This is a genomic window from Pseudomonas sp. DW-iso17 (genome assembly GCF_058725345.1).
Genome location: NZ_JBZXEA010000041.1, coordinates 90754 through 113982, shown reverse-complemented (window position 1 = coordinate 113982; position 23229 = coordinate 90754). Strand labels below are relative to the sequence as shown.

Sequence of the window (23229 nt, the reverse complement as noted above, 5' to 3'; positions counted from 1 at the left end):
CAGGCAAAAAAAAGCCCCGCATTCAGCGAGGCTCTTTTCCGGTGCATCAGCAATCAGCTGCCTTTGACAGCCTTACCGTCAACGGTGCCATCCTGCAGCATGATGTTGTATTCCTTGCCGTCAGTCTCGACCTGACGCAGGGCAACCAGGATGCCGCCCTGGTCCTTGGCAAACCACATCTGTGTGATGCGCTTGCTCTGCGACGGGTCGCGCACGCGCTCGACCTTGATCGCGTCGATCGAACCGACCTTGGTCTGGACCTTTTCCGAGCCGATCACGCGGAAGTCGTAGGTATCGGTATCAGTACCCTCAACCACGCGGTAGCTCATGCTCTTCTTGCCGGCGGCAACATCGCGTTGCAGAGCAAGCTGGTAGGTGGACTTGTCGAGCATGCCGCTTTCGAGAGTGACATTGACCGGGTCTTTGTTTTCAAAGCCGGTGACTTTTTTAGCGCTCTGGTCGAAGTCCAGGTTGATCTTCTTCGCCTTGCCCAGGCCGCCGCGTTCGAAGCTGTAGCTCTTGGGTTGCAGGGTGTCCTTGTCGAACAGGATCACGCTGGTTTCGGTCAAGCTGGCAATCATCATCGAGGCCTTGAAATTCAAGGTCCAGGTACCGTCGCCATTCTTGCTCAGGCTGCGTTCAGCCGAACCGCTCATGGGCAGTTGTTTCCAGTCGGCGGTGTAGCTGACGGAGAAGGGGTGAAGGTCTGCCGCTTGTACGGCAGGCAAAGCGAACAGCGCAAAAGCGAAAAGCAGGGCGCGACGCATAAAATCTCCTAGGTTCGAATCAAGTGGCCGCTGGCCGCGAGTAACTGGCCGTCCAATAATGCACCCTGGTCGCCAAGAATCAACCGTCCTTCGGCAAACCAGCGAACAGCCAGCGGGTAAATCCTGTGTTCCTGGGTATGAACCCGTTGCGCAAGCGTCTGCGCCGAGTCGCCTGACTCTACCGGAACCACTGCCTGTACGACCAGAGGCCCGCCATCGAGTTCCTCGGTCACAAAATGCACGCTGCAGCCATGCTCACTGTCGCCGGCGTCGAGGGCGCGCTGGTGGGTGTGCATGCCTTTGTACTTGGGCAGCAGGGAAGGGTGGATATTGAGCAGGCGCCCTTCGTAGTGCCGGACGAAATCTGCGCTGAGGATGCGCATGAAACCGGCAAGGACCACGAGTTTGGGGTTGAAGGCGTCGATCAGTTCGATCAAGGCGCTGTCGAAGGCCTCGCGACCGTCGAACGCCTTGTGATCCAGGGAGCGAGTATCGATACCCGCGTCACGGGCGCGTTGCAGACCGTAGGCGTCGCTGCGGTTGGAAATCACCGCAGCGATGCGCACCGGGCTGTCGCCGGTGCGCGTGCTGTCGATCAGGGCCTGCAAGTTACTGCCGGTGCCGGAAAGCAGCACCACGACATCACAGGTCTGGGGCATCAGTGAGCCTTGAGGTTCTTCAGTTCAACCTGGGCTGCGCCTTCGGCAGCAGTGGCGATCTGGCCAATCACCCAAGGTTGCTCGCCGGCTTCACGCAGCACGTTCAGTGCGGTTTCAACGTGTTCCTGCGCAACGCAGATCACCATGCCCACGCCGCAGTTGAGCACGCGGTGCATTTCGGTTTCGTTGACGTTGCCTTTTTCCTGCAGCCAATCGAAGACAGCCGGGCGCTGCCAGCTGGCCACGTCGACAATCGCCTGGGCGCCTTTTGGCAGTACGCGCGGGATGTTGTCCAGCAGGCCGCCACCGGTAATGTGGGCCATGGCCTTGACGGCGCCGGTGTCCTTGATCAGCTTGAGCAGTGGCTTGACGTAGATGCGGGTCGGCGCCATCAGCAGGTCGGTCAGTGGCTTGCCGTCGAGCTGGATGTTCTCGATGTCGGCGCCGGACACTTCGATGATCTTGCGGATCAGCGAGTAGCCGTTGGAGTGCGGGCCGGACGATGGCAGGGCGAGCAGGGCGTCACCAGCAGCTACTTTGGAGCCGTCGATGATCTCGGCTTTTTCCACCACACCGACACAGAAGCCGGCCAGGTCGTAGTCTTCGCCTTCGTACATGCCTGGCATTTCAGCGGTTTCACCGCCGACCAGGGAGCAACCCGACAGTTCGCAGCCAGCACCGATGCCGGTTACGACCTGGGTCGCGGTCTCGACATTGAGCTTGCCGGTGGCGTAGTAGTCGAGAAAGAACAGCGGCTCGGCGCCGCACACCACCAGGTCGTTGACGCACATGGCGACCAGATCGATGCCGATGCTGTCGTGCTTGTTCAGGTTCAGGGCCAGACGCAGCTTGGTGCCCACGCCGTCGGTGCCGGACACCAGTACAGGCTGCTTGTAGCCGGCCGGGATTTCGCAGAGGGCGCCAAAACCGCCCAGGCCACCCATGACTTCAGGGCGCGCAGTGCGCTTGGCGACGCTCTTGATGCGTTCGACCAATGCTTCACCGGCGTCGATGTCTACACCGGCGTCCTTGTAGCTCAGGGAGGGTTGCTTGCTCATGATCCAGGCCTTTAGGGGGGATTTCTGGGTAACGACCGGGCGGGCGGGGGCTTTTGGAAAGGGCCCTGCCGTTGACGGTCTGCGAAGGCGCGCGATTTTATCAGGCTTGAGGGGCAGCGGCCATCCTCGGGCCGACGGGCAGGGCATATGAGTTCAAAAAAATGCAAATCGGGCCGGTAATCGTGCGTATTAAGGTATAGCCTTGAGCTCGCTAGCGTTATGACAGTATGAAAACTTACCGGGACCTTGTGAATGTTTTACCGGTCGCTGTGTCACAGCCTTGCCAAACCGAGATCACGCGGTCTGTTCCAACCGCTAAATTTGTCGTTCGGGAATCTTCCATGCGTCTGTGTAAATTCTTCTTTGTAGGCTGCTTGTCGTTGGTCAGCCTGGCGAGTCATGCCGAAACCCTCAATGGCCTCTATCAAGTACTTGAACCGGTCAGCAGCCAGTCGCCCCAAGAGCGCGACCAGGCCACCCAGCGTGCCGTGCAGACCCTCGTGATCCGCCTGACCGGCGACGCCAAGGCCGCCGATGGCCCTGGCCTGGCAGCGATCCGCAAAGACCCGCAACAAATCATCAGCCAGTACGGCTACGACGCCGGCCCGCCGGAAAGCCTGCAAGTGGACTTCGACCCGGTCAGCACCGATCGCGCCTTGCGGGATGCGGGCCTGTCGATCTGGGGCAGCAACCGGCCGTCGATCCTGGGTTGGTGGCTGAACGATTCAACTGAAGGCAGCAGCCTGGTCGGCGATGGCCAGGCCGTTGCCCAGGCCCTGCGCCGAGCCGCGCAACACAGGGGTCTGCCGCTGCGCTTGCCGCTGGGAGACCTGGATGAACAGGTAGTCGCCACCGCGCCGAATCTTGAAAGCCCGGACGCCACGCCTTTGCGCGCAGCCTCCGAGCGTTACGGTGCCGATGCGTTGCTGGCAGTGCATGCGCGTCAGGAGGGTAGTCAGTGGCAGGCAAAATGGCGCTTGTGGCTGGGCGACAAGGCTGAGGAGGGTACCGCTCAAGGCGCTGACACTGCCGCGCTTGCCGACGCGGTATTGCTGGCGGTCAGCCAAAAGCTGGCGCCGCGCTTTGCGGTCAAGCCAGGGGTGAGCAGTGAGCAACTGCTTGAAGTGCAAGGCATGAACCTGGAGCGCTACGCCGCCCTGGGTCGTTTGCTGGAGCCCTTTGGCGGCCAGCCGCAGTGGGTGGATGGCAACCGGATTGTGTATCGCGTCAATGGCAGCGCCGAACAACTGCGCACCCAATTGAGCCTGGCCAAGCTGCAGGAAATTCCTGCTGGCGAAGCCCCGGCCCAGCCAGCCGTGATCGATGGCACGCAACCGGCTGTTGCACCTGAGCCCCAGGCGCAATTGCGTTTTCGTTGGTAAATAGTGTTCCTCCTTCTATATAGAAGAAGGGCGTAAAAAACAGATGGAGTGGTTTATGGCGGATACGCGTCGTTGGGTGTGGCTTGGCGGGATTGTCCTGCTGTGCGGTTTTGTGTTCTTGCTGCATTCGATCCTGACGCCGTTCCTGGTGGCGCTACTGCTCGCCTATCTGTTCGATCCCGTAGTGGATCGCCTGGAAAAAGTCGGCATGTCGCGCACCTGGGGCGTGATCACGGTGTTTGCGCTGTTCACGTTGATCATCACGGCGCTGGTGTTGATATTGGTGCCGATGTTGGCCAAGCAGCTGTTTCGCCTCTATGAGCTGGCGCCGCAGATGCTCGACTGGTTGCAGCACACGGCAATGCCGTGGGCCCAGTCCAAGTTCGGGCTGGCCGATGGCTTCTGGAAGTTCGACAAGGTCAAGGCAGCTATCAGCGAGCATATGGACAAGACCACCGATATCGTCACGGTGGTGCTCAGCCAGGCGACTGCGTCGAGCCTGGCGCTGATCGGCTGGTTGACCAACCTGGTGCTGATCCCGGTGGTGGCGTTCTACCTGCTGCGAGACTGGGACATCATGATGGCCAAGATCCGCAGTCTGCTGCCTCGTGACCGCGAAGAGCGTGTTGTTTCCCTGGCAGCGGAGTGTCATGAGGTATTGGGTGCGTTCGTGCGTGGCCAGTTGCTGGTGATGCTGGCCCTGGGGGTGATTTACGCTGCTGGCCTGATGGCGATCGGCCTGGAGCTGGGGCTGTTGATCGGCTTGATCGCGGGCCTGGCTGCCATCGTGCCGTACATGGGCTTTGTGATCGGCATCGGTGCGGCGCTGGTGGCCGGGCTGTTCCAGTTCGGCGGCGACCTGTACCCGATGCTGGGGATTGTCGCAGTGTTCATGGTGGGCCAGGCCTTGGAAGGCATGGTGCTGACGCCACTGCTGGTGGGCGATCGGATCGGCCTGCACCCGGTGGCAGTGATCTTTGCGATTTTGGCGGGTGGCGAGCTGTTCGGCTTTACCGGCATCCTGTTGGCGCTGCCGGTGGCGGCGGTGATCATGGTGTTGGTGCGCCATGTGCACGACCTGTACAAGGATTCGGACGTGTATACCGGGGTGGATGAGCCCGAGTTGTAATCGCGGTGTCACAAACCCGGCCCTGGCCGGGTTTGTTGTTTCTGGCGCCGGGGTGCGTCAAATAAACTGCGTAAAACCCCCGGGTTAACGCAAACCTTTGATTTTGCTTGTGGTCTGCTGCATTGTGCGCCCGGCGCCACGGGTATAAACTTTGCAAACTTTACATAGAGGCCACTAACGGTTCGATGGGAGCCGTTCAGTCAGCATGAAACCGATTCAGCTGCCCCTAGGTGTGCGTCTGCGTGATGACGCTACCTTTATCAATTACTACCCAGGCGCCAATGCCGCTGCACTCGGCTATGTGGAGCGGCTTTGCGAAGCCGACGCCGGGTGGACTGAAAGCCTGATCTATCTGTGGGGCAAGCATGGCGTGGGGCGTACCCACCTGCTGCAGGCCGCATGCCTGCGTTTCGAGCAGACGGGCGAGCCGGCGGTCTACCTGCCCTTGGCCGAATTGATGGACCGCGGGATCGGCATCTTCGATAACCTTGAGCAATATGAACTGGTGTGTCTCGACGACCTGCAGGCAGTGGCCGGCAAGCCGGAGTGGGAAGAGGCGCTGTTTCATCTGTTCAACCGCCTGCGCGACAGCGGCCGGCGTTTGCTGATCGCCGCGTCCACCTCACCGCGTGAACTGCCGGTGAAGCTGGCTGACCTCAAGTCGCGCCTGACCCTGGCGTTGATCTTCCAGATGCGCCCATTATCCGATGAGGACAAGCTGCGTGCGCTGCAACTGCGCGCTTCCCGTCGTGGCCTGCACCTGACCGACGAAGTCGGGCACTTTATCCTCACCCGTGGCACCCGCAGCATGAGCGCGCTGTTCGATTTGCTTGAGCAACTCGACCAGGCTTCCTTGCAGGCACAAAGAAAATTGACGATCCCTTTCCTGAAAGAAACCTTGGGCTGGTAAGGTCTTGATTTTCCGTGTAACGGCATTTTCAAGGCGTCAGAAAACCTGCGTTTGAGCCCGAAGGGCTACGCAACTCAAGCGAGAAATGGAATCACGGCTTAGATGGCATAGTCGAAACGATAAGTCACATAGATCGCGATTGAATTTGCAAATCGATGTGATAGAGGGCATAGTCTCGGCTTCTTTACACATCAGCCACGGTCGTGCCCATGCTAAATCGCTTCGCACCCCTCGTGCCTCTCGCACTCGTTACCCTGTTGTTTGGTTGCGCCTCCCACCCTCAGCAGGTGGCAGAACAGCAAAAACCACAGGTTCAAAATCAGGCAAAGTTCGTTGCTGCACAGTCTGCTTCTGTTTATGAAGAAGAGGTGGCAACCGAAAAAGAACTCGCCGAGTTCTCTGACAGCAAGCCTTACCAACTGCCTCTTCTGGCCGACAGCATCCTTGAGCGCGGCATGTCCTTGATCGGTACCCGTTACCGTTTCGGCGGCACCTCGGAAGCCGGTTTTGATTGCAGTGGGTTCATTGGCTACCTGTTTCGTGAAGAAGCTGGCATGAATCTGCCGCGCTCTACGCGCGAGATGATCAACGTGAATGCACCGTTGGTCGCGCGAAACAACCTCAAGCCCGGTGATCTGCTTTTCTTTAGTACCAGTGGTCGCGGTCGTGTCAGCCACGCCGGTATCTACCTGGGCGATAACCAGTTTATTCACTCCAGCAGCCGCCGCAGTGGTGGTGTTCGGGTCGATAACCTCGGTGACAGCTACTGGAGCAAAACCTTCATCGAAGCCAAACGTGCACTCGCCATGGCTCCGACTACGGTTACCGCTAGTAAGTAAAGTTAAAGTGATACTTGAAGTTTGACGTGTAAGCGCTAGAATCCCTGGACATTGTTGTCATCCGTTCGCGCGAGCTTTGCTTGCGCGTTCTGGTTTTCAACGTTCGGCAGCGAAAGCCGCATCCAGACCAGGATTGTTCTGCACATGTCGACCTCGGCCCGCCTGATGCTTATTGTTTGCGCCGCGCTGCTCAGCGCCTGCGCCAGTCGTACACCGCCGCCCGCGCCCGTCGCGGTCAAGCCTAAGCCGGTGTTCAACTATGCCACCCAAAATTTCTCGCCTGCTGCCGAAGACGTGCTCTTTCGTGCGCTGGGCCTGGTCGGCACGCCATATCGCTGGGGCGGCAACACACCGGACTCGGGGTTCGATTGCAGTGGCTTGATCGGCTTTGTATTTCGCGACGCTGCCGGCATCTCATTGCCGCGCACCACCCGTGAATTGATCGTGATGCGTGCCCAGGACGTCAGCGAACAAAACCTGCAAACCGGCGATCTGCTGTTCTTCGCCACCGGTGGCGGTTCGCGGGTCAGCCATGCGGGCATCTATGTGGGCGAAGGGCGCTTCGTGCATGCACCGCAGACCGGCGGTACGGTGAAGCTGGATACGCTATCCAAAGCGTATTGGCAGAATGCCTACCTGAGTGCCAAGCGCGTGTTGCCAGGGAATCTGGCGCGTAACCCCTGAATCAATAAAACTCCAAAATATGGGAGCGGGCTTGCCCGCGAATGCAGTGTGTCAGTCAACGGCTTAGTTGGCTGGGCCACCGTAATCGCGGGCAAGCCCGCTCCCACATGGGTATGTGGTTATTTACTTAACAGCCGACACCCGCCAAACCTTATTGCCCACATCATCGGCCACCAGCAAATCACCCTGCTGATCTATCACCACGCCGCCCGGCCGGCCCATGGCTTTCTCATCGCTATCAAGAAACCCCGTCAGCACATCCACCGGTTGCCCTTTCGGCTGGCCCCCTTCGAAGGGGACGAAAATCACCTTATAGCCACTGTGCGGCTTGCGGTTCCAGGAACCATGCTGGCCGATAAATGCGCCATTACTGAAGGGGGCCGGCAGTTTGCTGCCCTCGGCGAAGGTCAACCCCAGCGAGGCAGTATGGGGGCCTACCGCATAGTCGGGAGCGATGGCCTTGGCGACCATGTCCAGGTTCTGCGGGGTCACACGCACATCTACATGCTGGCCGTAATAACTGAAAGGCCAGCCGTAGAAGCCGCCATCCTTGACCGAGGTGATGTAATCCGGCACCAGGTCACTGCCGATTTCATCGCGCTCGTTGACTGCCGTCCACAGCTTGCCGCTCTGGGGTTCCCAGGCCATGCCGTTGGGGTTGCGCAGGCCGGAGGCAAAAATGCGGTGTTGGCCGCTGGCGCGGTCGACTTCCCAAATGGCGGCGCGGCCCTGTTCGGCTTCCAGGCCGTTTTCGCCGACGTTGCTGTTGGAGCCGACGCTCACGTACAGCTTGCTGCCGTCCTGGCTGGCCACCACATTTTTGGTCCAGTGGTGGTTCAAGGGGCCACCGGGTAAATCCACCACCTTGGTGCCTGGGGAGGTGATTGCGGTTTCACCCGGCTGATAGGGGAAGCGCAGCAACTTATCCGAATCGGCCACATACAGGTCGTTGCCCACCAAGGTCATGCCAAACGGCGAATTGAGGTTCTCCAGGAACACCGTGCGAGTTTCTGCCACACCGTCATGGTCGGCATCGCGCAGCAAGGTAATACGGTTCGGGCTCGGCACGCCGGCGCCAGCGCGGTCCATGACTTTTTCCATCACCCAGCCGCGCACGCCTTTGGCATCGTCCGGCTTGGGCGGTGCATTGGTCTCGGCCACCAGCACGTCGCCGTTGGGCAGCACGTAGAGCCAGCGCGGGTGGTCCAGGCCTTCGGCGAATGCGGCCACTTGGGTGCCTGCGGCCGCGATTGGCTTGGCGCCTTCGGGCCAGCCGATGGCCGGGGCGATATTGACGGTGGGGATCAACGTCTTGTTCGGCTCCGGCAGCCGGGGCGAGGGCCCGGTGCCGTCGGCGACCTGCAGGGTCGAGCTTTCGCCGCACGCAGCGAGGCTACCGGCGAACATGATCAGTAGGGCAAGTCGGGTTTTAGGCATGGTTTTCTCCTTGATACCTGTAGGGGTAGAGAAGCACGAACGGCGGATGGTTCAAGTACAAGGCCAGCTTTAATTGACGCTCCACCCCCAACCCACTAACCTTCGCGGCTTGTTCCAGGTGCTCTGTGGCGCGCGCGTCGACAGAGTGAAACAGGGAAGCCGGTGAGTGAGCGCACTTGTACACAGTGCTGCCGCGATTCCGGCGCTGCCCCCGCAACGGTAAATGAGTCAAGACGGTGCTGTTTGCCACTGTGTCGCGTGCGATATGGGAAGGCGCGCCCTCGGCTGCTTGCTATCAAAAGCGCCACTCATGAGCCCGGAGACCGGCCTGAATCATCCAACAGCATCACGGTGGGCGATGCTTGGCTGTCTGTTGTTTCTTTTTCCTGCCCGCCGTTTTTGTCCAGCCCCAACGGAGAGCTGCCATGACTGATTCCCACGATCGCGACGAACGCCACCTGGCGCGCATGCTGCGCAAAAAAGCCGTGATTGACGAGCGCATCGCCAATTCCCCCAACGAGTGCGGCCTGCTGCTGGTGCTGACCGGCAACGGCAAAGGCAAGAGCAGTTCGGCGTTCGGCATGTTGGCCCGGGCCATGGGCCATGGCATGCAGTGCGGTGTGGTGCAGTTCATCAAGGGGCGTAACAGCACCGGCGAAGAATTGTTTTTTCGCCGCTTCCCCGAGCAGGTGCGCTTTCACGTGATGGGCGAAGGTTTCACCTGGGAAACCCAGGATCGCCAGCGCGATATCGCCGCTGCCGAAGCGGCTTGGGCAGTGTCCCGGGCCATGTTGAATGACCCTTCCATCGGCTTGGTGGTGCTGGATGAACTGAACATCGCCCTCAAGCACGGTTATCTTGACCTGGACCAGGTACTCAGCGACCTGCAAGCCCGCCCGCCCATGCAGCATGTGGTGGTCACCGGCCGTGGCGCCAAGCCTGAGCTGATCGAAATGGGCGACACCGTCACCGAAATGGGCATGCTCAAGCACGCGTTCCAGGCCGGTATCAAGGCACAGAAAGGCGTCGAACTTTGAATCAGCCCCGTCATTGCCCGGCCGTACTGATCGCCGCTCCGGCGTCCGGCCAGGGCAAAACCACGGTCACCGCCGCGTTGGCGCGTTTGCACCGCAACCTGGGGCGCAAGGTGCGCGTGTTCAAATGCGGGCCGGACTTTCTCGACCCGATGATCCACGAGCGTGCCAGTGGCGCGCCGGTGTACCAGTTGGACATGTGGATGGTGGGCGAGCAGGAAAGCCGCCGCCTGCTCTGGGAGGCCGCGGGGGAGGCCGACCTGATCCTCATCGAAGGCGTGATGGGCCTGTTCGACGGCACGCCTTCCAGCGCTGACTTGGCGCGGCACTTCGGTGTACCGGTGCTGGGCGTGATCGATGGCACGGCTATGGCCCAGACGTTCGGCGCCCTGGCCCTGGGGCTGGCGCGCTATCAGCCCGACCTGCCATTCGCCGGCGTGCTGGCCAATCGCGTCGGCACCCTGCGCCATGCGCAATTGCTTGAAGGCAGCCTCACTGAGGGCTTGCGTTGGTACGGTGCATTGTCCCGCGAGACCGGCATCGAACTGCCCAGCCGCCACCTGGGCCTGGTGCAAGCCAGCGAACTGAATGACCTTGATATACGCCTGGATGCCGCCGCCCAGGCGTTGGGCAGCAGTTGCGAAGTGGCCCTGCCGCCGCCGGTGACCTTTGCCGCGCCGCACGTGATCGAAACCGAACCCTTGCTGGCCGGTGTGCGGATTGCCGTGGCCCGTGACGAAGCCTTTGCTTTTACTTACGGCGCCAGCCTGGATCTGTTGCGGGCAATGGGCGCGGAGCTGAAGTTCTTCTCACCGATCCATGATCGCCAATTGCCTGAAGCGGACAGCCTCTATTTGCCCGGCGGGTATCCGGAACTGCACCACCAGGCATTGTCGGCCAATACCTCGATGCTGGACGCCATTCGTGCTCATCACGCCGCTGGCAAACCGCTGCTCGCCGAATGCGGTGGCATGCTCTATCTGCTCGACTCGTTGACCAATGTGGAGGGTGAGCGCGCCGAACTGGTTGGCTTGTTGCAAGGCGATGCGGTGATGCAGAAGAAACTCGCGGCCCTGGCGCTGCAAAGCGTCGAGCTGCCGGAGGGGACCTTGCGTGGGCATACCTATCACCATTCCCTGACCAGTACCGAATGGGCGCCGATTGCCCGTGGCCTGAGCCCTAACGGCGGGCGCGGTGCCGAAGCGGTTTACCGACAGGGTCGTTTGACCGCCTCCTATGTGCACTTTTATTTTCCGTCGAATCCTGGCGCGGTGGCCGCGTTGTTTGCGCCCGACCTTGAGACCGCTATCGCAGGCAAGCCAGCTCCCACAGTTGACCCAGTTGCAAACCAATCCAATGTGGGAGCGGGCTTGCTCGCGAAGAGGCCATGACTGACAACGCATTCCCCCAAGCCGACCGCGAAGCCGTCTACCGCGCCATCGCCGAACGCCGCGACATGCGCCACTTCCGCGGTGGCAGCGTCGCGCCTGAACTGCTGCAGCGCCTGCTCCACGCTGCGCACCAGGCGCCCAGCGTCGGCCTGATGCAGCCGTGGCGTTTTATCCGCATCAGCGATCGCTCGTTGCGCAGCCAGATTCAACAGTTGGTAGAAGAAGAGCGCGTACGCACCGCCGAAGCATTGGGCGAGCGCTCCGATGCGTTCATGAAGCTCAAGGTCGAAGGCATCAACGATTGTGCGGAGGTATTGGTCGCTGCCTTGATGGACGATCGCGAGCGCCACATCTTCGGGCGCCGCACCCTGCCGGAAATGGACATGGCCTCGCTCTCCTGCGCCATCCAGAACCTGTGGCTGGCGGCGCGCGTGGAAGGGTTGGGCATGGGCTGGGTTTCGCTGTTCGACCCCCAGGCCCTGGCCGAGTTGCTGGGTTTGCCACCCGGCGCAAAACCCCTTGCAGTGTTGTGCCTGGGGCCGGTGGCCGAGTTTTACCCGGCACCGATGTTGCAGCTTGAAGGCTGGGCCGATCCGCGACCGCTGAGTGACATGCTGTATGAAAACACGTGGGGAGTGAGTCAATGAGTGTGGCCTTGCTGTGTGTGGCTGCGGTGGCGCTGGATGCGCTGCTCGGTGAGCCCAGGCGCTGGCATCCGCTGGTGGCGTTTGGCAATTTCGCCGGGCGCATCGAGCAACGTTTCAATACTGGCGGGCGTGGCTGGCGCAGCCATGGTGTGACCGCGTGGTTTATTGCGGTGGTGCCGCTGACCCTGCTGGCCACGGCGTTGTCGTGGGCGCCTTATATCGGCTGGCTGCTGGAGATCCTGGCGTTGTACTGCGCCCTGGGCATGCGCAGCCTGGGCGAGCACGTGATACCAGTGGCCCAGGCCCTGCGCCGTGATGACCTGGACGAGGCGCGTACACGTGTGAGTTACCTAGTCAGCCGTCAGACCAGTGAACTGGACCGTACTGAAGTGGCCCGCGCAGCCACCGAATCGGTGCTGGAGAACGGCAGCGATGCGGTATTCGCCGCGTTGTTCTGGTTTGTGGTGGCCGGTGTGCCGGGCGTGGTGCTCTATCGTCTGAGCAACACCCTGGACGCCATGTGGGGCTATCGCAATGAGCGCTTTGAGCGCTTCGGTTGGGCAGCCGCCAGGATCGATGATGTGCTCAACTATATTCCTGCGCGCTTGGTGGCTTTAACCTACGCGTTATTGGGTAAAACCCGCCTGGCGCTCAAATGCTGGCGCACTCAGGGCCCGACTTGGGACAGCCCCAACGCCGGCCCGGTGATGGCGGCAGGGGCCGGTGCCTTGGGTGTGGAGCTCGGCGGCGCGGCGATTTATCACGGCGAGGTGCATCAGCGCCCGCCATTGGGCGAAGGCCCGCCGGCCGACGCCGATTCCATTGATCGCGGCTGGCAACTGGTGCAGCGCGGCGTATGGCTGTGGCTGCTGGTCCTGTGCGTGGGGGCGCAAATCTATGCTTGAACATGGTGGTCGGCTGCGTAAGGCCGCGATTGAGTACGGCATTGCCGAAGCGGATTGGCTCGACCTGTCCAGCGGCCTGGCGCCCTGGCCGTGGCCGATTCCCGAGATTCCCTTGCGTGCCTGGGCGCGCTTGCCGGAAACCGATGACGGCTTGGAGAAGGCTGCCAGCGAGTACTACGGCGCCGGCCCATTGCTGCCGGTGCCGGGCTCTCAGGCCGCGATCCAACTGCTGCCGCGCTTGCGTCGTTCCGGCAAGGTCGGCGTGCTTTCGCCCTGTTACGCCGAACACGCCGAAGCCTGGCGCCGCGCCGGTTATGTGGTGCGCGAAGTGCAGGAGCAGGAAGTCGACTTCTTTCTCGACAGCCTCGACGTGCTGGTCGTGGTCAACCCCAACAACCCCACGGGCTTGAGCCTGAGCCCGCAACGCCTGCTGGACTGGCATGCGCGGTTGGCCCAGCGCGGTGGCTGGCTGGTGGTGGACGAGGCGTTCATTGACGTGACCCCGGACTTGAGCCTGGCCAGCCATGCCGATCAGGTCGGCTTGATCGTACTGCGCTCATTCGGCAAGTTCTTCGGCTTGGCCGGCGTGCGCCTGGGCTTTGTGCTGGCCGAGCGCAAGTTGCTCAAGCTGTTGGCCGAACAGGTCGGGCCCTGGGCCGTCAGTGGGCCGACGCGGGTGTTGGGCCAAGTGTGCCTGCGCGACACCGACGGGCATGCGCGCCAGCGCAGTCGTTGCATCGCAGCCGGCCAGCGTCTGTTCGAGTTGCTTGAGCGCCGTGGGCTTCAACCGCACGGCGGCTGCGCATTGTTCCAGTGGTTGATTACCCCCCACGCTGAACGGCTGTACGAATTCATGGCCCAACGCGGCATCCTGCTGCGCCTGTTCGTGCACAACAGCAGCGTGCGCTTGGGCCTGCCCGACACCGAAGCCGACTGGCTGCGCCTTGATGAAGCCCTGGCCGCCTACAAGGACGCCACATGACCACGTTGATGGTGCAGGGCACCACCTCCGACGCCGGTAAAAGCACCCTGGTGACTGCGCTGTGTCGCTGGCTGGTACGCCAGGGTGTCGCGGTGGCGCCGTTCAAGCCGCAGAACATGGCGCTCAACAGCGCGGTGACCGCCGAAGGCGGCGAGATCGGCCGCGCCCAGGCGGTGCAGGCCCAGGCTGCCAACCTGGCGCCCCATACCGACATGAACCCGGTATTGCTCAAGCCCAACAGCGACACCGGCTCCCAAGTGATCATCCATGGCCGTGCGGTCACCAGCATGAATGCCGTGGCCTATCACGACTACAAAGCCATTGCGATGCAAGCGGTGCTGGCCTCCCACGCGCGTTTGAGCCAGGCCTACCCGGTGGTGATGGTCGAAGGCGCGGGCTCACCGGCCGAGATCAACCTGCGCGCCAATGACATTGCCAACATGGGCTTCGCCGAGGCGGTGGACTGCCCGGTGCTGTTGATCGCGGACATCAACCGCGGCGGCGTGTTTGCCCATCTGGTTGGCACCCTGGAGCTGCTGTCGCCCAGTGAACAGGCGCGGGTCAAGGGCTTCATCATCAACCGTTTTCGCGGCGATATCGCGTTGCTGCAACCAGGGCTGGACTGGCTCGAAGCGCGCACCGGCAAACCGGTCGTCGGCGTGCTGCCCTACGTGATGGACCTGCACCTGGAGGCGGAAGACGGCATCGACCAGCGCCAGATCGACAAGGCCGCCCAGGTGCTCAAGGTGGTGGTGCCGGTGCTGCCGCGCATCAGCAACCATACCGACTTCGACCCGCTGCGCTTGCACCCCCAGGTGGACTTGCAGTTCGTCGGGCCGGGCCAGGCGATACCTGCCGCTGACCTGATCATCCTGCCGGGCTCGAAAAGCGTGCGCAGTGACTTGGCCTATCTGCGTGCCAATGGCTGGGACACCGCCGTGGCGCGGCATCTGCGTTATGGCGGCAAGGTACTGGGGATCTGCGGCGGCTTGCAGATGCTCGGCGAGCAGGTCCATGACCCGCTGGGTCTGGAAGGGCTCGCGGGCTCCAGTGCCGGCCTTGGGTTGCTGGCGTTCAGCACCACCCTGGAACAAGAGAAACAACTGCGCAATGTGCGTGGGCGTCTGGTATTGGAAGATGCCGACGTCAGCGGTTATGAAATCCATGCGGGGGTGACCTGCGGCGCTGCCTTGGCAAGCGCTGCGGTCCTGCTGGACGATGGCCGCAGCGATGGCGCGCAGAGCCCTGATGGGCAAATTCTAGGCACCTACCTGCACGGCCTATTCGAGACCCCGGCTGCGTGCAGCGCGTTGCTGCGTTGGGCCGGGTTGCAGGATGTGCAAGAGGTGGATTATCACGGCTTGCGCGAGCGCGATATCGAGCGGTTGGCGGACTTGGTGGAGCACCACTTGGACACCGATTTGTTGCGCAAGCTATGTGGGATCTGACGGTGTTCACACCATCCAACTCTGGGAGCTGGCTTGCCTGCGATAGCCATGTGTATCTACACAACGCTGTAGTGCTCAACGGTAACCACGATGCGAAGCGAGCCGCCCTTGATCTTGATCTGCTTTTGATCTTGATCTTAGGCGGCCCCCCAAATCACTGGCGGATTACGGGCACACCGAGCCTGGGCGAGGTGCCGAGTGGTGGGGCAAGAGCGTTTTGCTTACTTTTGCGCTTTTCAAAAGTGAGCCGCTGTAAAAGCGGAACCCTAAGTGGCCGTTACCGCAGAAATGGATATGTACACGGTCCAACTGTGTTGACTGTCAGGCCGTCTTCGCAGGCAAGCCAGCTCCCACATTTGGGTCGCGGTGCGTCAGCTGGATCAGCGTCGGCTGTCAGGCCGTCACGGGAGCAAGCTCCCTCGCCACATCATTTGCCAGGGGCCTTTGCATGTATCAATTGATCCTCGGCGGTGCCCGTTCGGGTAAGAGCCGCCTGGCCGAAAAGCTTGCCGCAGAGAGCGGGCTTGCCGTCATTTATATCGCCACCAGCCAACCGCTCGACAGTGAGATGAGCGAGCGCGTCGCGCTGCACCGCCAGCGTCGTCCCGACCATTGGGGCCTGGTTGAAGAGCCCATCGACCTGGCGCGTGTGCTACAGGAAAACGCCGCCACTGATCGCTGCCTGCTGGTGGATTGCCTGACCTTATGGCTCACCAATCTTCTGATGCTCGAAGACCCGGCTCGCCTTGCATCCGAGCGTGATCAACTGTTGCAAACCCTGGCCTCGCTGCCGGGGGAGATCATTTTTGTCAGCAACGAGACCGGTCTGGGTGTCGTGCCGCTGGGCGAGTTGACTCGCCGTTATGTGGATGAAGCCGGTTGGCTGCATCAAGCCTTGGCCGAGCAATGTCAGCGCGTTGTGCTGACGGTTGCCGGCCTGCCCCTGACTTTGAAAGGTACTGCGTTATGACCGATTCCTGGTGGCTCAACCCCTGCAAGGCGGTGGATACCACGGCCCACGAACAGGCGCTGGCGCGTCAGCAGCAGTTGACCAAGCCCGCCGGTTCCCTCGGCCAGTTGGAGGCCCTGGCGGTGCGGCTGGCGGGTTTGCAGGGCCAGGTCAAACCGACGGTAGATCACCTGTGGATCGCGATTTTTGCCGGCGATCACGGTGTGGTCGCTGAAGGCGTGTCGGCATTTCCCCAAGAGGTCACCGGGCAGATGCTGCAAAACTTCGTCACCGGTGGCGCGGCGATCAGCGTGTTGGCGCGGCAACTGCAAGCGCAATTGGAGGTGATTGACCTCGGCACGGTCACGCCGTCCCTGGATTTGCCCGGCGTTCGTCACCTGAATATCGGTGCGGGCACGGCTAATTTCGTGCATGGCCCGGCGATGACCCAAGCCCAAGGGCAGTTGGCCTTGCAAGCTGGACGAGACAGCGCACGCCGTGCCCTGGAAAGCGGCGCGCAACTCTTTATCGGCGGTGAGATGGGCATCGGCAATACCACTGCCGCCAGTGCCTTGGCCTGCGCATTGCTGGATTGCCAGGTCACTGACCTCACAGGCCCTGGCACCGGTTTGAATGCCGCAGGGGTCAGCCACAAGGTCGCGGTCATCGAGCGCGCCCTGGGGTTGCACGCCGGTCAGCGCAGCGATGCGTTGCAAACCCTGTTCAATCTCGGCGGTTTTGAAATTGCTGCCTTGGTTGGCGCCTACCTGGCCTGCGCCCAGGAAGGCATCGTGGTGCTGGTGGATGGGTTCATCTGCAGCGTGGCCGCGCTGGTGGCGGTGCGCTTGAACCCGGCGTGCCGCGAATGGTTGGTGTTCGGCCATCGGGGTGCCGAGCCGGGCCATCGCCATGTGCTGCACAGCCTCGATGCGCAACCGTTGCTGGAACTGGGCCTGCGCCTGGGCGAAGGCAGCGGCGCGGCGTTGGCGGTGCCTTTGTTGCGCCTGGCGTGTGCGCTGCACGGGCAGATGGCGACCTTCGCCGAAGCCGCCGTGGCGGACCGCCCCGCATGACCTTGCGCCTGGACCTGCTGCGTCACGGCGAAACCGAACTGGGCGGAGGCCTGCGTGGCAGCCTGGACGATGCGCTGACCGCCAACGGCTGGCGGCAGATGCGCGACGCAGTGGTGGGGCAGGGGCCGTGGGATCGGCTGATCAGCTCACCGCTGCAACGCTGCGCTCTGTTCGCCCAGGAGTTGGGGGCACAGCTCGATGTGCCGGTGACTCTGGAGGCCGATCTGCAAGAGCTGCACTTCGGCGCGTGGGAAGGGCAGAGTGCGGCCGCGTTGATGGACACCGATGCCCAAGGGCTGGGCTTGTTCTGGGCCAACCCCTATGAATTCACGCCGCCGGAAGGCGAGCCGGTCATCCAGTTTTCCGCGCGCGTGCTTGGCGCTGTCAGGCGGCTGCATCAGGCCTGTGCTGGCCAGCGCGTGCTGTTGATCAGCCATGGCGGTGTAATGCGCCTGCTGCTGGCCCAGGCGCGAGGGTTGCCCCGTGAGCAACTGCTGAATGTCGAAGTGGGCCACGGTGCCCTGTTCGGCCTGCAGGTTGCGGCCGATGGCGTGTTGAAGGAAGGGCGCTGATGATGCTGCCGTTCTGGATCGCCCTGCAATTTCTCAGCAGCCTGCCCATTCGCTTGCCGGGTATGCCGCAGCCTCAAGAGCTGGGCCGTTCGTTGCTGTTTTATCCGCTGGTAGGGTTGCTGTTCGGCGTGCTGTTATGGGGCCTCAACCAGGTGTTGCAGGGTACCCCGTTGCTGTTGCACGCCGCGTTGCTGCTCACCGCCTGGGTGCTGCTCAGCGGTGGCCTGCACCTGGACGGGCTGGCCGACAGCGCCGATGCCTGGTTGGGCGGTTTTGGCGACCGGGAGCGCACCCTCAGCATCATGAAAGACCCGCGCAGCGGCCCGATTGCGGTGGTCACCCTGGGGCTGGTGCTGCTGCTCAAGTTCAGCGCGTTGGTGGCGTTGATCGAACAACACAATGGCGCCGCCTTGATCCTGGCGCCTTTGATCGGACGTGCTTCGATGCTGGCGCTGTTTCTCACCACGCGCTATGTGCGGGCGGGCGGATTGGGCCAGGCACTGTCAGATCATCTGCCGCGAATTGTCGGCCAACAGGTGCTGATCCTCAGCGGGTTGGCCTGCATCCTGATCGGTGGTTTCAGCGGCGGCATCGCGGTGTTGCTGGCGGCCCTGTGTTTCGTGTGGCTGCGCCAGTTGATGGTCAAGCGTCTGGGCGGTACCACGGGCGACACTGCTGGCGCACTGCTGGAGCTGCTTGAAGTCGCGGTGCTGGTCGGGCTGGCGTTGTAACGCTTTCTTGCAATTGGTTAACTCCGGGTATATACACGCTCTATGCTTGCCTCCCAATGTTTATGCACCAACCTGCGACGTGCCGCCCGTGGCGTCAGCAGGCACTACGACGGCGCTCTCGACGGCTTCGGGATCAACGTTGCCCAGTATTCTCTGTTGTGCAACCTGCAGCGTCTCGACCAGCCGAGCATTTCCAGCCTGGCGGACGCCATGGGCTTGGATCGCAGCACCCTGGGGCGCAACCTGCGCGTCCTGGAAGGTGAAGGGCTGGTGCAGTTGGTGGAGGGCGACGATTTGCGCAACCGCCTGGTGGTGTTGACTGACGCCGGCCATGAACGGCTAGGCGCTGCGTTGCCGGCGTGGGAAGCAGCGCAGCAGAAACTGATTGATAAGCTCGGTGCCGAAAAGCGCGAAATGTTGTTGGCCTTGCTGGATGAACTCGCCTGAACGGCGGTTTGTTCGACTATAAGCGGGTATATACCCGCGAACGGAGAATAAGAAATGACCTCGATGTGGCGCACCAGTGGTTGGGTCCTTTTAGGCAGTGCGCTGATCCTGGCGTTGTCCTTGGGCGTACGGCATGGCTTTGGCCTGTTCCTGGCGCCGATGAGCAGCGAATTCGGTTGGGGGCGTGAAACCTTTGCCTTTGCCATCGCCTTGCAGAACCTGATCTGGGGCTTGGCGCAGCCATTTACCGGGGCCTTGGCCGACCGTTTCGGCGCGACCAAGGCGGTGTTTGTCGGCGGGGTGTTGTACGCCGTCGGCCTGGTGCTGATGGGCATGTCCGACTCTGCCTGGTCGCTGTCGTTGAGCGCAGGTTTGCTGATTGGTATTGGCCTGTCCGGCACCTCGTTCTCGGTGATTCTCGGCGTGGTTGGCCGCGCCGTAGCGCCGGAAAAACGCAGCATGGCCATGGGCATTGCCAGCGCCGCCGGCTCGTTCGGCCAGTTCGCCATGGTGCCCGGCACCCTGGGCCTGATTGGCTGGCTCGGCTGGTCGGCCGCCTTGCTGGCGCTGGGCTTGATGGTGGCGCTGATCCTGCCGCTGGTCGCCATGCTCAAGGACCGGCCGCTGGCGGTCACGGTAGGCCAGCAAACCCTGGGCGAAGCGCTGAAAGAGGCCTGCTCCCACTCCGGCTTCTGGCTGCTGTCCTTCGGCTTTTTTGTGTGCGGTTTCCAAGTAGTGTTCATCGGTGTGCACTTGCCGGCATACCTGGTCGACCAGCACCTGCCGGCCACGGTGGGCACCACGGTGCTGGCCTTGATTGGCCTGTTCAACGTATTTGGCACCTACACGGCGGGTTGGCTCGGTGGCCGCATGTCCAAGCCGCGTCTGCTCACCGGCTTGTACCTGTTGCGGGCGGTAGTGATTGTGTTGTTCCTGTGGGCGCCGGTCACCGAGGTCACGGCGTATCTGTTTGGCATGGCGATGGGATTCTTGTGGCTGTCCACGGTGCCGCTGACCAATGGCACCGTTGCGACCCTGTTTGGGGTGCGCAACCTCTCGATGCTCGGCGGGATTGTGTTCCTGTTCCACCAGCTTGGCTCGTTCCTCGGCGGGTGGCTGGGCGGGGTGGTCTATGATCGAACCGGTAGCTACGATTTGATCTGGCAGGTGGCAATTTTACTCAGCCTGCTCGCCGCCGCGCTGAATTGGCCGGTGCGTGAGCGGCCGGTGGCACGTATTCAGGCGCAGATGGAGGCGGCATGAGCATGACAGCGCGTCTTATGCTGGTGGCTGTGGGGATGGTGTTATTGCTGCTGGCCTGGTGGGGCTGGCATCAGGGCGGCCTGGCATTGATGCAACTGGGCATGGCGATCTGCTAAGTTGTGGGTCTGAACTGACTCAAGGACTTTTGACATGCAGATGCGCTGGCTCGCTGTACCCGTCCTGATGGCTATTGGCAGCGTGGCGATGGCCGCCAGTTGCCCACCGTTGCTTGCGGGCCAATTGCCCAAGCTGCGGGCCAAGGAATCCATCGACCTGTGCCAGCAATTCGCTGGCAAGCCCTTGGTGATCGTTAACACAGCGAGCTTCTGCGGCTTTGCCCCACAGTTTAAAGGTCTGGAAGCGTTATATCAGCGCTACAAGGGCCAGGGCCTGGAAGTGATCGGCGTGCCGTCCGATGACTTCAAACAGGAAGCCAAGACCGGGGAAGAAACCGCCAAGGTCTGCTACGTGAACTATGGCGTGACCTTCACCATGACCGAGCCGCAGAAGGTCAAGGGGCCGGATGCGGTGCACCTGTTCAAGGTGCTTGCACAGCAGGCCGACGCGGCGCCGAAGTGGAATTTCTACAAGTATGTGGTGGATCGCCAAGGCAATGTGGTTGCCAGTTTTTCCAGCCTGACCAAGCCGGACAGTCCGGAGCTGATCAAGGCGGTGGAACAGGCATTGGCTTCCAAACCCTGACCGCCAGCCAAACAAAAGCCCCGCCTCCTTCACAGGAGAGCGGGGCTTTTTTATACGACTGCGGTTAGAACTTGTAGGTCATGCCCAAGCCGAAACCGTTGGCGCTGTTTTCATACTTGGCGTTGTAGCTGGCCAATTGGTTGGAGCGTGAAATCTTGACGTCCTCTTCCTTCAGGTAGGAGTAGGCCAGGTCGATGGTCATGTTATCCATGACCTGGTAGCCCAGGCCCAGGCTGAAGATAGTACGGTCGCCGGTCGGGATGCGCGGTGAGCGATCCGTGTTGTTGGTAGGCGACTGGTCGAATGTCAGGCCGGTACGCAGTACCACTTGCTTGGTGAGCTGGTACGAAGTACCCACGGCGTAGGCCCAGGTGTCGTGCCAGTTCTGGTCTTCCTTGATTGTGCTGACCAGGCCTGGGGCAAGCGCGCCGCCAGTAGCGCCGCTGACGCCTTCGTTCTTGACGGTGATGTCTTTGAGGCGGCTCCAGCGTGTCCAGGTTGCACCGGCGTAGAGTTTCCACGCGTCGGTCAGGTCTTGAGTGACGGACAGGTCGTAGGACTCAGGTGTGTCGATTTTCAGCGAGGCGTCATAGCGGTTGCTGCGCAGGAACGGCGAGGTCGCGGTCGGTGCGGTGACTTCGGTGTGGCCGTCCAGCTTGTAGCTGACCTTGGAGTGGTAGGTCAGGCCGACACGGGTGGTATCGGTGGCCTGGACCAGTACGCCGATGTTGAAGCCCAGCGCGGTGTCGTCACCCTTGATCTTGATATTGGTGTCTGGCGCGCGAGGGTTCAGCGTCAGGTCCGATTCCAGGGTGCCGGCGATGCGGTTGATGGTCGGGCCAAAACCCACGGAAACGCGGTCGTTGAAGGCGTAGCTGACAGTCGGTTGCAAGGTGATGACTTTCACTTCGCTCTTGCTGCCAAAGCCACGGCCCTGGAAGCCGCTTTCGTAGTCGGTCACCAGGCCGAACGGCGCATAGACGCCGAAGCCGACAGCCCACTGGTCGTTAAGTTTATTGGTGTAGAAACCGAAAGGCACGGCGGTGAAAGGCACCATATCGCCTTTGTTGCTGCCAGCGGAGCGGCCGCTGACATTGCTGATATCGGTGGAGGCATCAATGGCTGCAACGCCACCGGTGATCTGTTGGCCTTCCAGACGTGCCATACCGGCAGGGTTACCGAACACAGTACTCGCATCATCGGCAGAAGAAGAGCGACCTGCGAAACCGGTACCCATCCCGCTCACGCTCTGTTCGTTGAGCGCAAAGCCGCTGGCGAACAGTTGGGAGGATGCCATGGCAACGGCGAGGCTAAGTGTGGTCTTGAGCATTACTTTTTTCATTATTAGAACTCCGTGTGATCACCGCTGCGGAAAGTATCAATAAATTTCACATCGCGCTATAGGCTGTAATGCGGGAGATAGAGCGTTTTTGTAGGACAATCAGACCAAAATCGCCGTTTTTTGGCGAATCTTGCAATTTGCCCGGTCAGCAAGCTGCCTGTTTCATTGGGATTACACAGGTTTGCCAGGCTTGGGTGAAATCTCGCAGGCGGCCCTGAGGGTGGAATATTTCTTTCCAGATACGCGCCATGGCCAGTACATCGCCGGGCGCGGGCAGGGCAGGACGATGTTGTTCCACCAGCAACCAGGCGATCGCGGTGGCGTAGCGCAGGTTTACCGTCAGCTCCAACTGGGGCGCGCTGAGGAACGCATGTTGGCTGGCCAGCCCGCGCACCAGGCTGGCGCGTTCCGGGTCCAGCGCCAGGTAGTTATCCCAGAGGGCGCGGTGGCGTGGTTCGGTGATGCTATAGAGGCCATGGCCGCGGCGGTCATGCAGCGCCGAGCCCAGTTCTGACTGGCTGGCGGCAATGCCCAGCAGCAGGGATTCGGCTGTCGAGCTGTGGCGGCCGAGGTACATCAGCGTCGGCCTGATCACATAACGACACAATTCACTGGCGGCAATACCCATACGAGCCTCAGTCCTTGCAAAGAGTGGACGAGCCTGAGAGGGGGGGGCTTGGCAGCGGTGAATCGGATCTCAGGCCCGTCGTAAGCGGATCACGCCGCTTGAGTTGAAGTGTAGTGTCATATTCACGATGTAAAGGACTGTTTTTAAAACATCTTCTGCAACTGGTTATAACGTTTATATCCATTTGTACTTAGCCCGGCGAACTCAGGGCCAAATTCCAGGCAATAAAAAACCCTGTTATTCAAACAGG

General features: G+C 61.5%; 24 protein-coding genes and 1 riboswitch. Of the genes, 18 read left to right on the top strand and 6 right to left on the bottom strand.

Annotated elements, in window-relative coordinates; all coding sequences use genetic code 11:
- Window positions 1-53: 53 nt before the first annotated feature.
- Genes AC4PS6_RS21465 through purM form a run of 3 tightly spaced genes read right to left on the bottom strand, consistent with a single transcriptional unit; the run spans window position 54 to window position 2484 of the window.
- Window positions 54-767 (bottom strand): DUF3108 domain-containing protein, encoded by a 714-nt coding sequence (locus tag AC4PS6_RS21465; RefSeq protein ID WP_014719399.1) that lies wholly within the window; start codon window positions 765-767, stop codon window positions 54-56.
- A gap of 8 nt (window positions 768-775) precedes the next feature.
- Window positions 776-1426, bottom strand: a complete 651-nt coding sequence (purN, locus tag AC4PS6_RS21460; RefSeq protein ID WP_003193061.1) for a phosphoribosylglycinamide formyltransferase — start codon at window positions 1424-1426, stop codon at window positions 776-778.
- Window positions 1426-2484 (bottom strand): phosphoribosylformylglycinamidine cyclo-ligase, encoded by a 1059-nt coding sequence (gene purM, locus AC4PS6_RS21455; protein ID WP_014719398.1) that lies wholly within the window; start codon window positions 2482-2484, stop codon window positions 1426-1428. The genes purN and purM overlap by 1 nt, the downstream gene beginning before the upstream one ends.
- A 341-nt stretch (window positions 2485-2825) precedes the next feature.
- On the opposite strand from purM, the gene AC4PS6_RS21450 reads away from it, so the two are divergent.
- The 5 genes from AC4PS6_RS21450 to AC4PS6_RS21430 all read left to right on the top strand — a co-directional run bounded on the left by AC4PS6_RS21450 (window position 2826) and on the right by AC4PS6_RS21430 (window position 7428).
- Window positions 2826-3866, top strand: a complete 1041-nt coding sequence (locus AC4PS6_RS21450; protein ID WP_198716151.1) for a DUF2066 domain-containing protein — start codon at window positions 2826-2828, stop codon at window positions 3864-3866.
- A 55-nt stretch (window positions 3867-3921) separates the two neighbouring features.
- Window positions 3922-4995: an AI-2E family transporter gene (locus tag AC4PS6_RS21445; protein WP_014719396.1), complete on the top strand. Its 1074-nt coding sequence runs from the start codon at window positions 3922-3924 to the stop codon at window positions 4993-4995.
- 205 nt (window positions 4996-5200) lie between these two features.
- Complete coding sequence (gene hda, locus AC4PS6_RS21440) at window positions 5201-5905, top strand: DnaA regulatory inactivator Hda (RefSeq protein WP_014719395.1); 705 nt, start codon at window positions 5201-5203, stop codon at window positions 5903-5905.
- Window positions 5906-6114: 209 nt separating this feature from the next.
- Window positions 6115-6744: a C40 family peptidase gene (locus AC4PS6_RS21435; protein ID WP_003193051.1), complete on the top strand. Its 630-nt coding sequence runs from the start codon at window positions 6115-6117 to the stop codon at window positions 6742-6744.
- Between the two features lie 144 nt (window positions 6745-6888).
- Window positions 6889-7428 carry a C40 family peptidase gene (locus AC4PS6_RS21430; protein WP_003193049.1) on the top strand — a complete coding sequence of 180 codons (540 nt, stop codon included), beginning with the start codon at window positions 6889-6891 and terminating at the stop codon, window positions 7426-7428.
- A gap of 123 nt (window positions 7429-7551) precedes the next feature.
- Here AC4PS6_RS21430 and AC4PS6_RS21425 read toward each other — a convergent pair whose 3' ends face one another.
- A complete protein-coding gene (locus AC4PS6_RS21425) occupies window positions 7552-8865 on the bottom strand; it encodes a PQQ-dependent sugar dehydrogenase (RefSeq protein WP_492180986.1) in 1314 nt (437 codons plus the stop codon).
- A 99-nt stretch (window positions 8866-8964) separates the two neighbouring features.
- Window positions 8965-9211: riboswitch (cobalamin riboswitch) on the top strand.
- Between the two features lie 79 nt (window positions 9212-9290).
- On the opposite strand from AC4PS6_RS21425, the gene cobO reads away from it, so the two are divergent.
- The 13 genes from cobO to AC4PS6_RS21360 all read left to right on the top strand — a co-directional run bounded on the left by cobO (window position 9291) and on the right by AC4PS6_RS21360 (window position 21009).
- Entirely contained in the window at window positions 9291-9902 is a 612-nt protein-coding gene (gene cobO, locus AC4PS6_RS21420) for a cob(I)yrinic acid a,c-diamide adenosyltransferase (RefSeq protein ID WP_073845497.1), read from the top strand.
- The gene (locus AC4PS6_RS21415) at window positions 9899-11290 is read left to right on the top strand and encodes a cobyrinic acid a,c-diamide synthase CobB (RefSeq protein ID WP_032903124.1); all 1392 of its coding nucleotides are present in this window, start codon (window positions 9899-9901) and stop codon (window positions 11288-11290) included. The genes cobO and AC4PS6_RS21415 overlap by 4 nt, the downstream gene beginning before the upstream one ends.
- Window positions 11287-11937, top strand: a complete 651-nt coding sequence (gene bluB / locus AC4PS6_RS21410; RefSeq protein WP_014719391.1) for a 5,6-dimethylbenzimidazole synthase — start codon at window positions 11287-11289, stop codon at window positions 11935-11937. The genes AC4PS6_RS21415 and bluB overlap by 4 nt, the downstream gene beginning before the upstream one ends.
- Complete coding sequence (cbiB, locus tag AC4PS6_RS21405; protein WP_014719390.1) at window positions 11934-12842, top strand: adenosylcobinamide-phosphate synthase CbiB; 909 nt, start codon at window positions 11934-11936, stop codon at window positions 12840-12842. The genes bluB and cbiB overlap by 4 nt, the downstream gene beginning before the upstream one ends.
- On the top strand, window positions 12835-13824 hold the full coding sequence (gene cobD / locus AC4PS6_RS21400; RefSeq protein WP_020302677.1) for a threonine-phosphate decarboxylase CobD: 990 nt from the start codon (window positions 12835-12837) through the stop codon (window positions 13822-13824). The genes cbiB and cobD overlap by 8 nt, the downstream gene beginning before the upstream one ends.
- Complete coding sequence (locus AC4PS6_RS21395) at window positions 13821-15272, top strand: cobyric acid synthase (protein ID WP_072433686.1); 1452 nt, start codon at window positions 13821-13823, stop codon at window positions 15270-15272. The genes cobD and AC4PS6_RS21395 overlap by 4 nt, the downstream gene beginning before the upstream one ends.
- Before the next feature lie 448 nt (window positions 15273-15720).
- Window positions 15721-16242: a bifunctional adenosylcobinamide kinase/adenosylcobinamide-phosphate guanylyltransferase gene (gene cobU / locus AC4PS6_RS21390; protein WP_103452150.1), complete on the top strand. Its 522-nt coding sequence runs from the start codon at window positions 15721-15723 to the stop codon at window positions 16240-16242.
- A complete protein-coding gene (gene cobT, locus AC4PS6_RS21385; RefSeq protein WP_106111351.1) occupies window positions 16239-17294 on the top strand; it encodes a nicotinate-nucleotide--dimethylbenzimidazole phosphoribosyltransferase in 1056 nt (351 codons plus the stop codon). The genes cobU and cobT overlap by 4 nt, the downstream gene beginning before the upstream one ends.
- Entirely contained in the window at window positions 17291-17866 is a 576-nt protein-coding gene (gene cobC, locus AC4PS6_RS21380) for an alpha-ribazole phosphatase family protein (RefSeq protein WP_336826942.1), read from the top strand. Before cobT ends, cobC begins: the two co-directional genes overlap by 4 nt.
- Before the next feature lie 2 nt (window positions 17867-17868).
- Entirely contained in the window at window positions 17869-18597 is a 729-nt protein-coding gene (locus tag AC4PS6_RS21375; RefSeq protein ID WP_038452232.1) for an adenosylcobinamide-GDP ribazoletransferase, read from the top strand.
- A gap of 42 nt (window positions 18598-18639) precedes the next feature.
- Window positions 18640-19044, top strand: coding sequence for a MarR family winged helix-turn-helix transcriptional regulator (locus tag AC4PS6_RS21370; RefSeq protein ID WP_014719383.1), 405 nt, complete (start codon window positions 18640-18642; stop codon window positions 19042-19044).
- A 54-nt stretch (window positions 19045-19098) separates the two neighbouring features.
- The gene (locus AC4PS6_RS21365) at window positions 19099-20307 is read left to right on the top strand and encodes an MFS transporter (RefSeq protein WP_014719382.1); all 1209 of its coding nucleotides are present in this window, start codon (window positions 19099-19101) and stop codon (window positions 20305-20307) included.
- Between the two features lie 150 nt (window positions 20308-20457).
- Window positions 20458-21009: a glutathione peroxidase gene (locus AC4PS6_RS21360; protein WP_014719380.1), complete on the top strand. Its 552-nt coding sequence runs from the start codon at window positions 20458-20460 to the stop codon at window positions 21007-21009.
- Window positions 21010-21073: 64 nt separating this feature from the next.
- Here the strand turns inward: AC4PS6_RS21360 and AC4PS6_RS21355 are convergent, their stop codons facing one another.
- Window positions 21074-22351 (bottom strand): OmpP1/FadL family transporter, encoded by a 1278-nt coding sequence (locus tag AC4PS6_RS21355; protein ID WP_003193026.1) that lies wholly within the window; start codon window positions 22349-22351, stop codon window positions 21074-21076.
- Window positions 22352-22496: 145 nt separating this feature from the next.
- Window positions 22497-22979 (bottom strand): hypothetical protein, encoded by a 483-nt coding sequence (locus AC4PS6_RS21350; protein ID WP_032903131.1) that lies wholly within the window; start codon window positions 22977-22979, stop codon window positions 22497-22499.
- Between the last annotated feature and the right edge of the window lie 250 nt (window positions 22980-23229).

Bases quoted from the DNA above. Each gene is read 5' to 3' on its own strand.
- AC4PS6_RS21465 (WP_014719399.1), bottom strand. From the start codon at position 767: ATGCGTCGCGCCCTGCTTTTCGCTTTTGCGCTGTTCGCTTTGCCTGCC.
- purN (WP_003193061.1), bottom strand. From the start codon at position 1,426: ATGCCCCAGACCTGTGATGTCGTGGTGCTGCTTTCCGGCACCGGCAGT.
- purM (WP_014719398.1), bottom strand. From the start codon at position 2,484: ATGAGCAAGCAACCCTCCCTGAGCTACAAGGACGCCGGTGTAGACATC.
- AC4PS6_RS21450 (WP_198716151.1), top strand. From the start codon at position 2,826: ATGCGTCTGTGTAAATTCTTCTTTGTAGGCTGCTTGTCGTTGGTCAGC.
- AC4PS6_RS21445 (WP_014719396.1), top strand. From the start codon at position 3,922: ATGGCGGATACGCGTCGTTGGGTGTGGCTTGGCGGGATTGTCCTGCTG.
- hda (WP_014719395.1), top strand. From the start codon at position 5,201: ATGAAACCGATTCAGCTGCCCCTAGGTGTGCGTCTGCGTGATGACGCT.
- AC4PS6_RS21435 (WP_003193051.1), top strand. From the start codon at position 6,115: ATGCTAAATCGCTTCGCACCCCTCGTGCCTCTCGCACTCGTTACCCTG.
- AC4PS6_RS21430 (WP_003193049.1), top strand. From the start codon at position 6,889: ATGTCGACCTCGGCCCGCCTGATGCTTATTGTTTGCGCCGCGCTGCTC.
- AC4PS6_RS21425 (WP_492180986.1), bottom strand. From the start codon at position 8,865: ATGCCTAAAACCCGACTTGCCCTACTGATCATGTTCGCCGGTAGCCTC.
- cobO (WP_073845497.1), top strand. From the start codon at position 9,291: ATGACTGATTCCCACGATCGCGACGAACGCCACCTGGCGCGCATGCTG.
- bluB (WP_014719391.1), top strand. From the start codon at position 11,287: ATGACTGACAACGCATTCCCCCAAGCCGACCGCGAAGCCGTCTACCGC.
- cbiB (WP_014719390.1), top strand. From the start codon at position 11,934: ATGAGTGTGGCCTTGCTGTGTGTGGCTGCGGTGGCGCTGGATGCGCTG.
- cobD (WP_020302677.1), top strand. From the start codon at position 12,835: ATGCTTGAACATGGTGGTCGGCTGCGTAAGGCCGCGATTGAGTACGGC.
- AC4PS6_RS21395 (WP_072433686.1), top strand. From the start codon at position 13,821: ATGACCACGTTGATGGTGCAGGGCACCACCTCCGACGCCGGTAAAAGC.
- cobU (WP_103452150.1), top strand. From the start codon at position 15,721: ATGTATCAATTGATCCTCGGCGGTGCCCGTTCGGGTAAGAGCCGCCTG.
- cobT (WP_106111351.1), top strand. From the start codon at position 16,239: ATGACCGATTCCTGGTGGCTCAACCCCTGCAAGGCGGTGGATACCACG.
- cobC (WP_336826942.1), top strand. From the start codon at position 17,291: ATGACCTTGCGCCTGGACCTGCTGCGTCACGGCGAAACCGAACTGGGC.
- AC4PS6_RS21375 (WP_038452232.1), top strand. From the start codon at position 17,869: ATGCTGCCGTTCTGGATCGCCCTGCAATTTCTCAGCAGCCTGCCCATT.
- AC4PS6_RS21370 (WP_014719383.1), top strand. From the start codon at position 18,640: ATGCTTGCCTCCCAATGTTTATGCACCAACCTGCGACGTGCCGCCCGT.
- AC4PS6_RS21365 (WP_014719382.1), top strand. From the start codon at position 19,099: ATGACCTCGATGTGGCGCACCAGTGGTTGGGTCCTTTTAGGCAGTGCG.
- AC4PS6_RS21360 (WP_014719380.1), top strand. From the start codon at position 20,458: ATGCAGATGCGCTGGCTCGCTGTACCCGTCCTGATGGCTATTGGCAGC.
- AC4PS6_RS21355 (WP_003193026.1), bottom strand. From the start codon at position 22,351: ATGAAAAAAGTAATGCTCAAGACCACACTTAGCCTCGCCGTTGCCATG.
- AC4PS6_RS21350 (WP_032903131.1), bottom strand. From the start codon at position 22,979: ATGGGTATTGCCGCCAGTGAATTGTGTCGTTATGTGATCAGGCCGACG.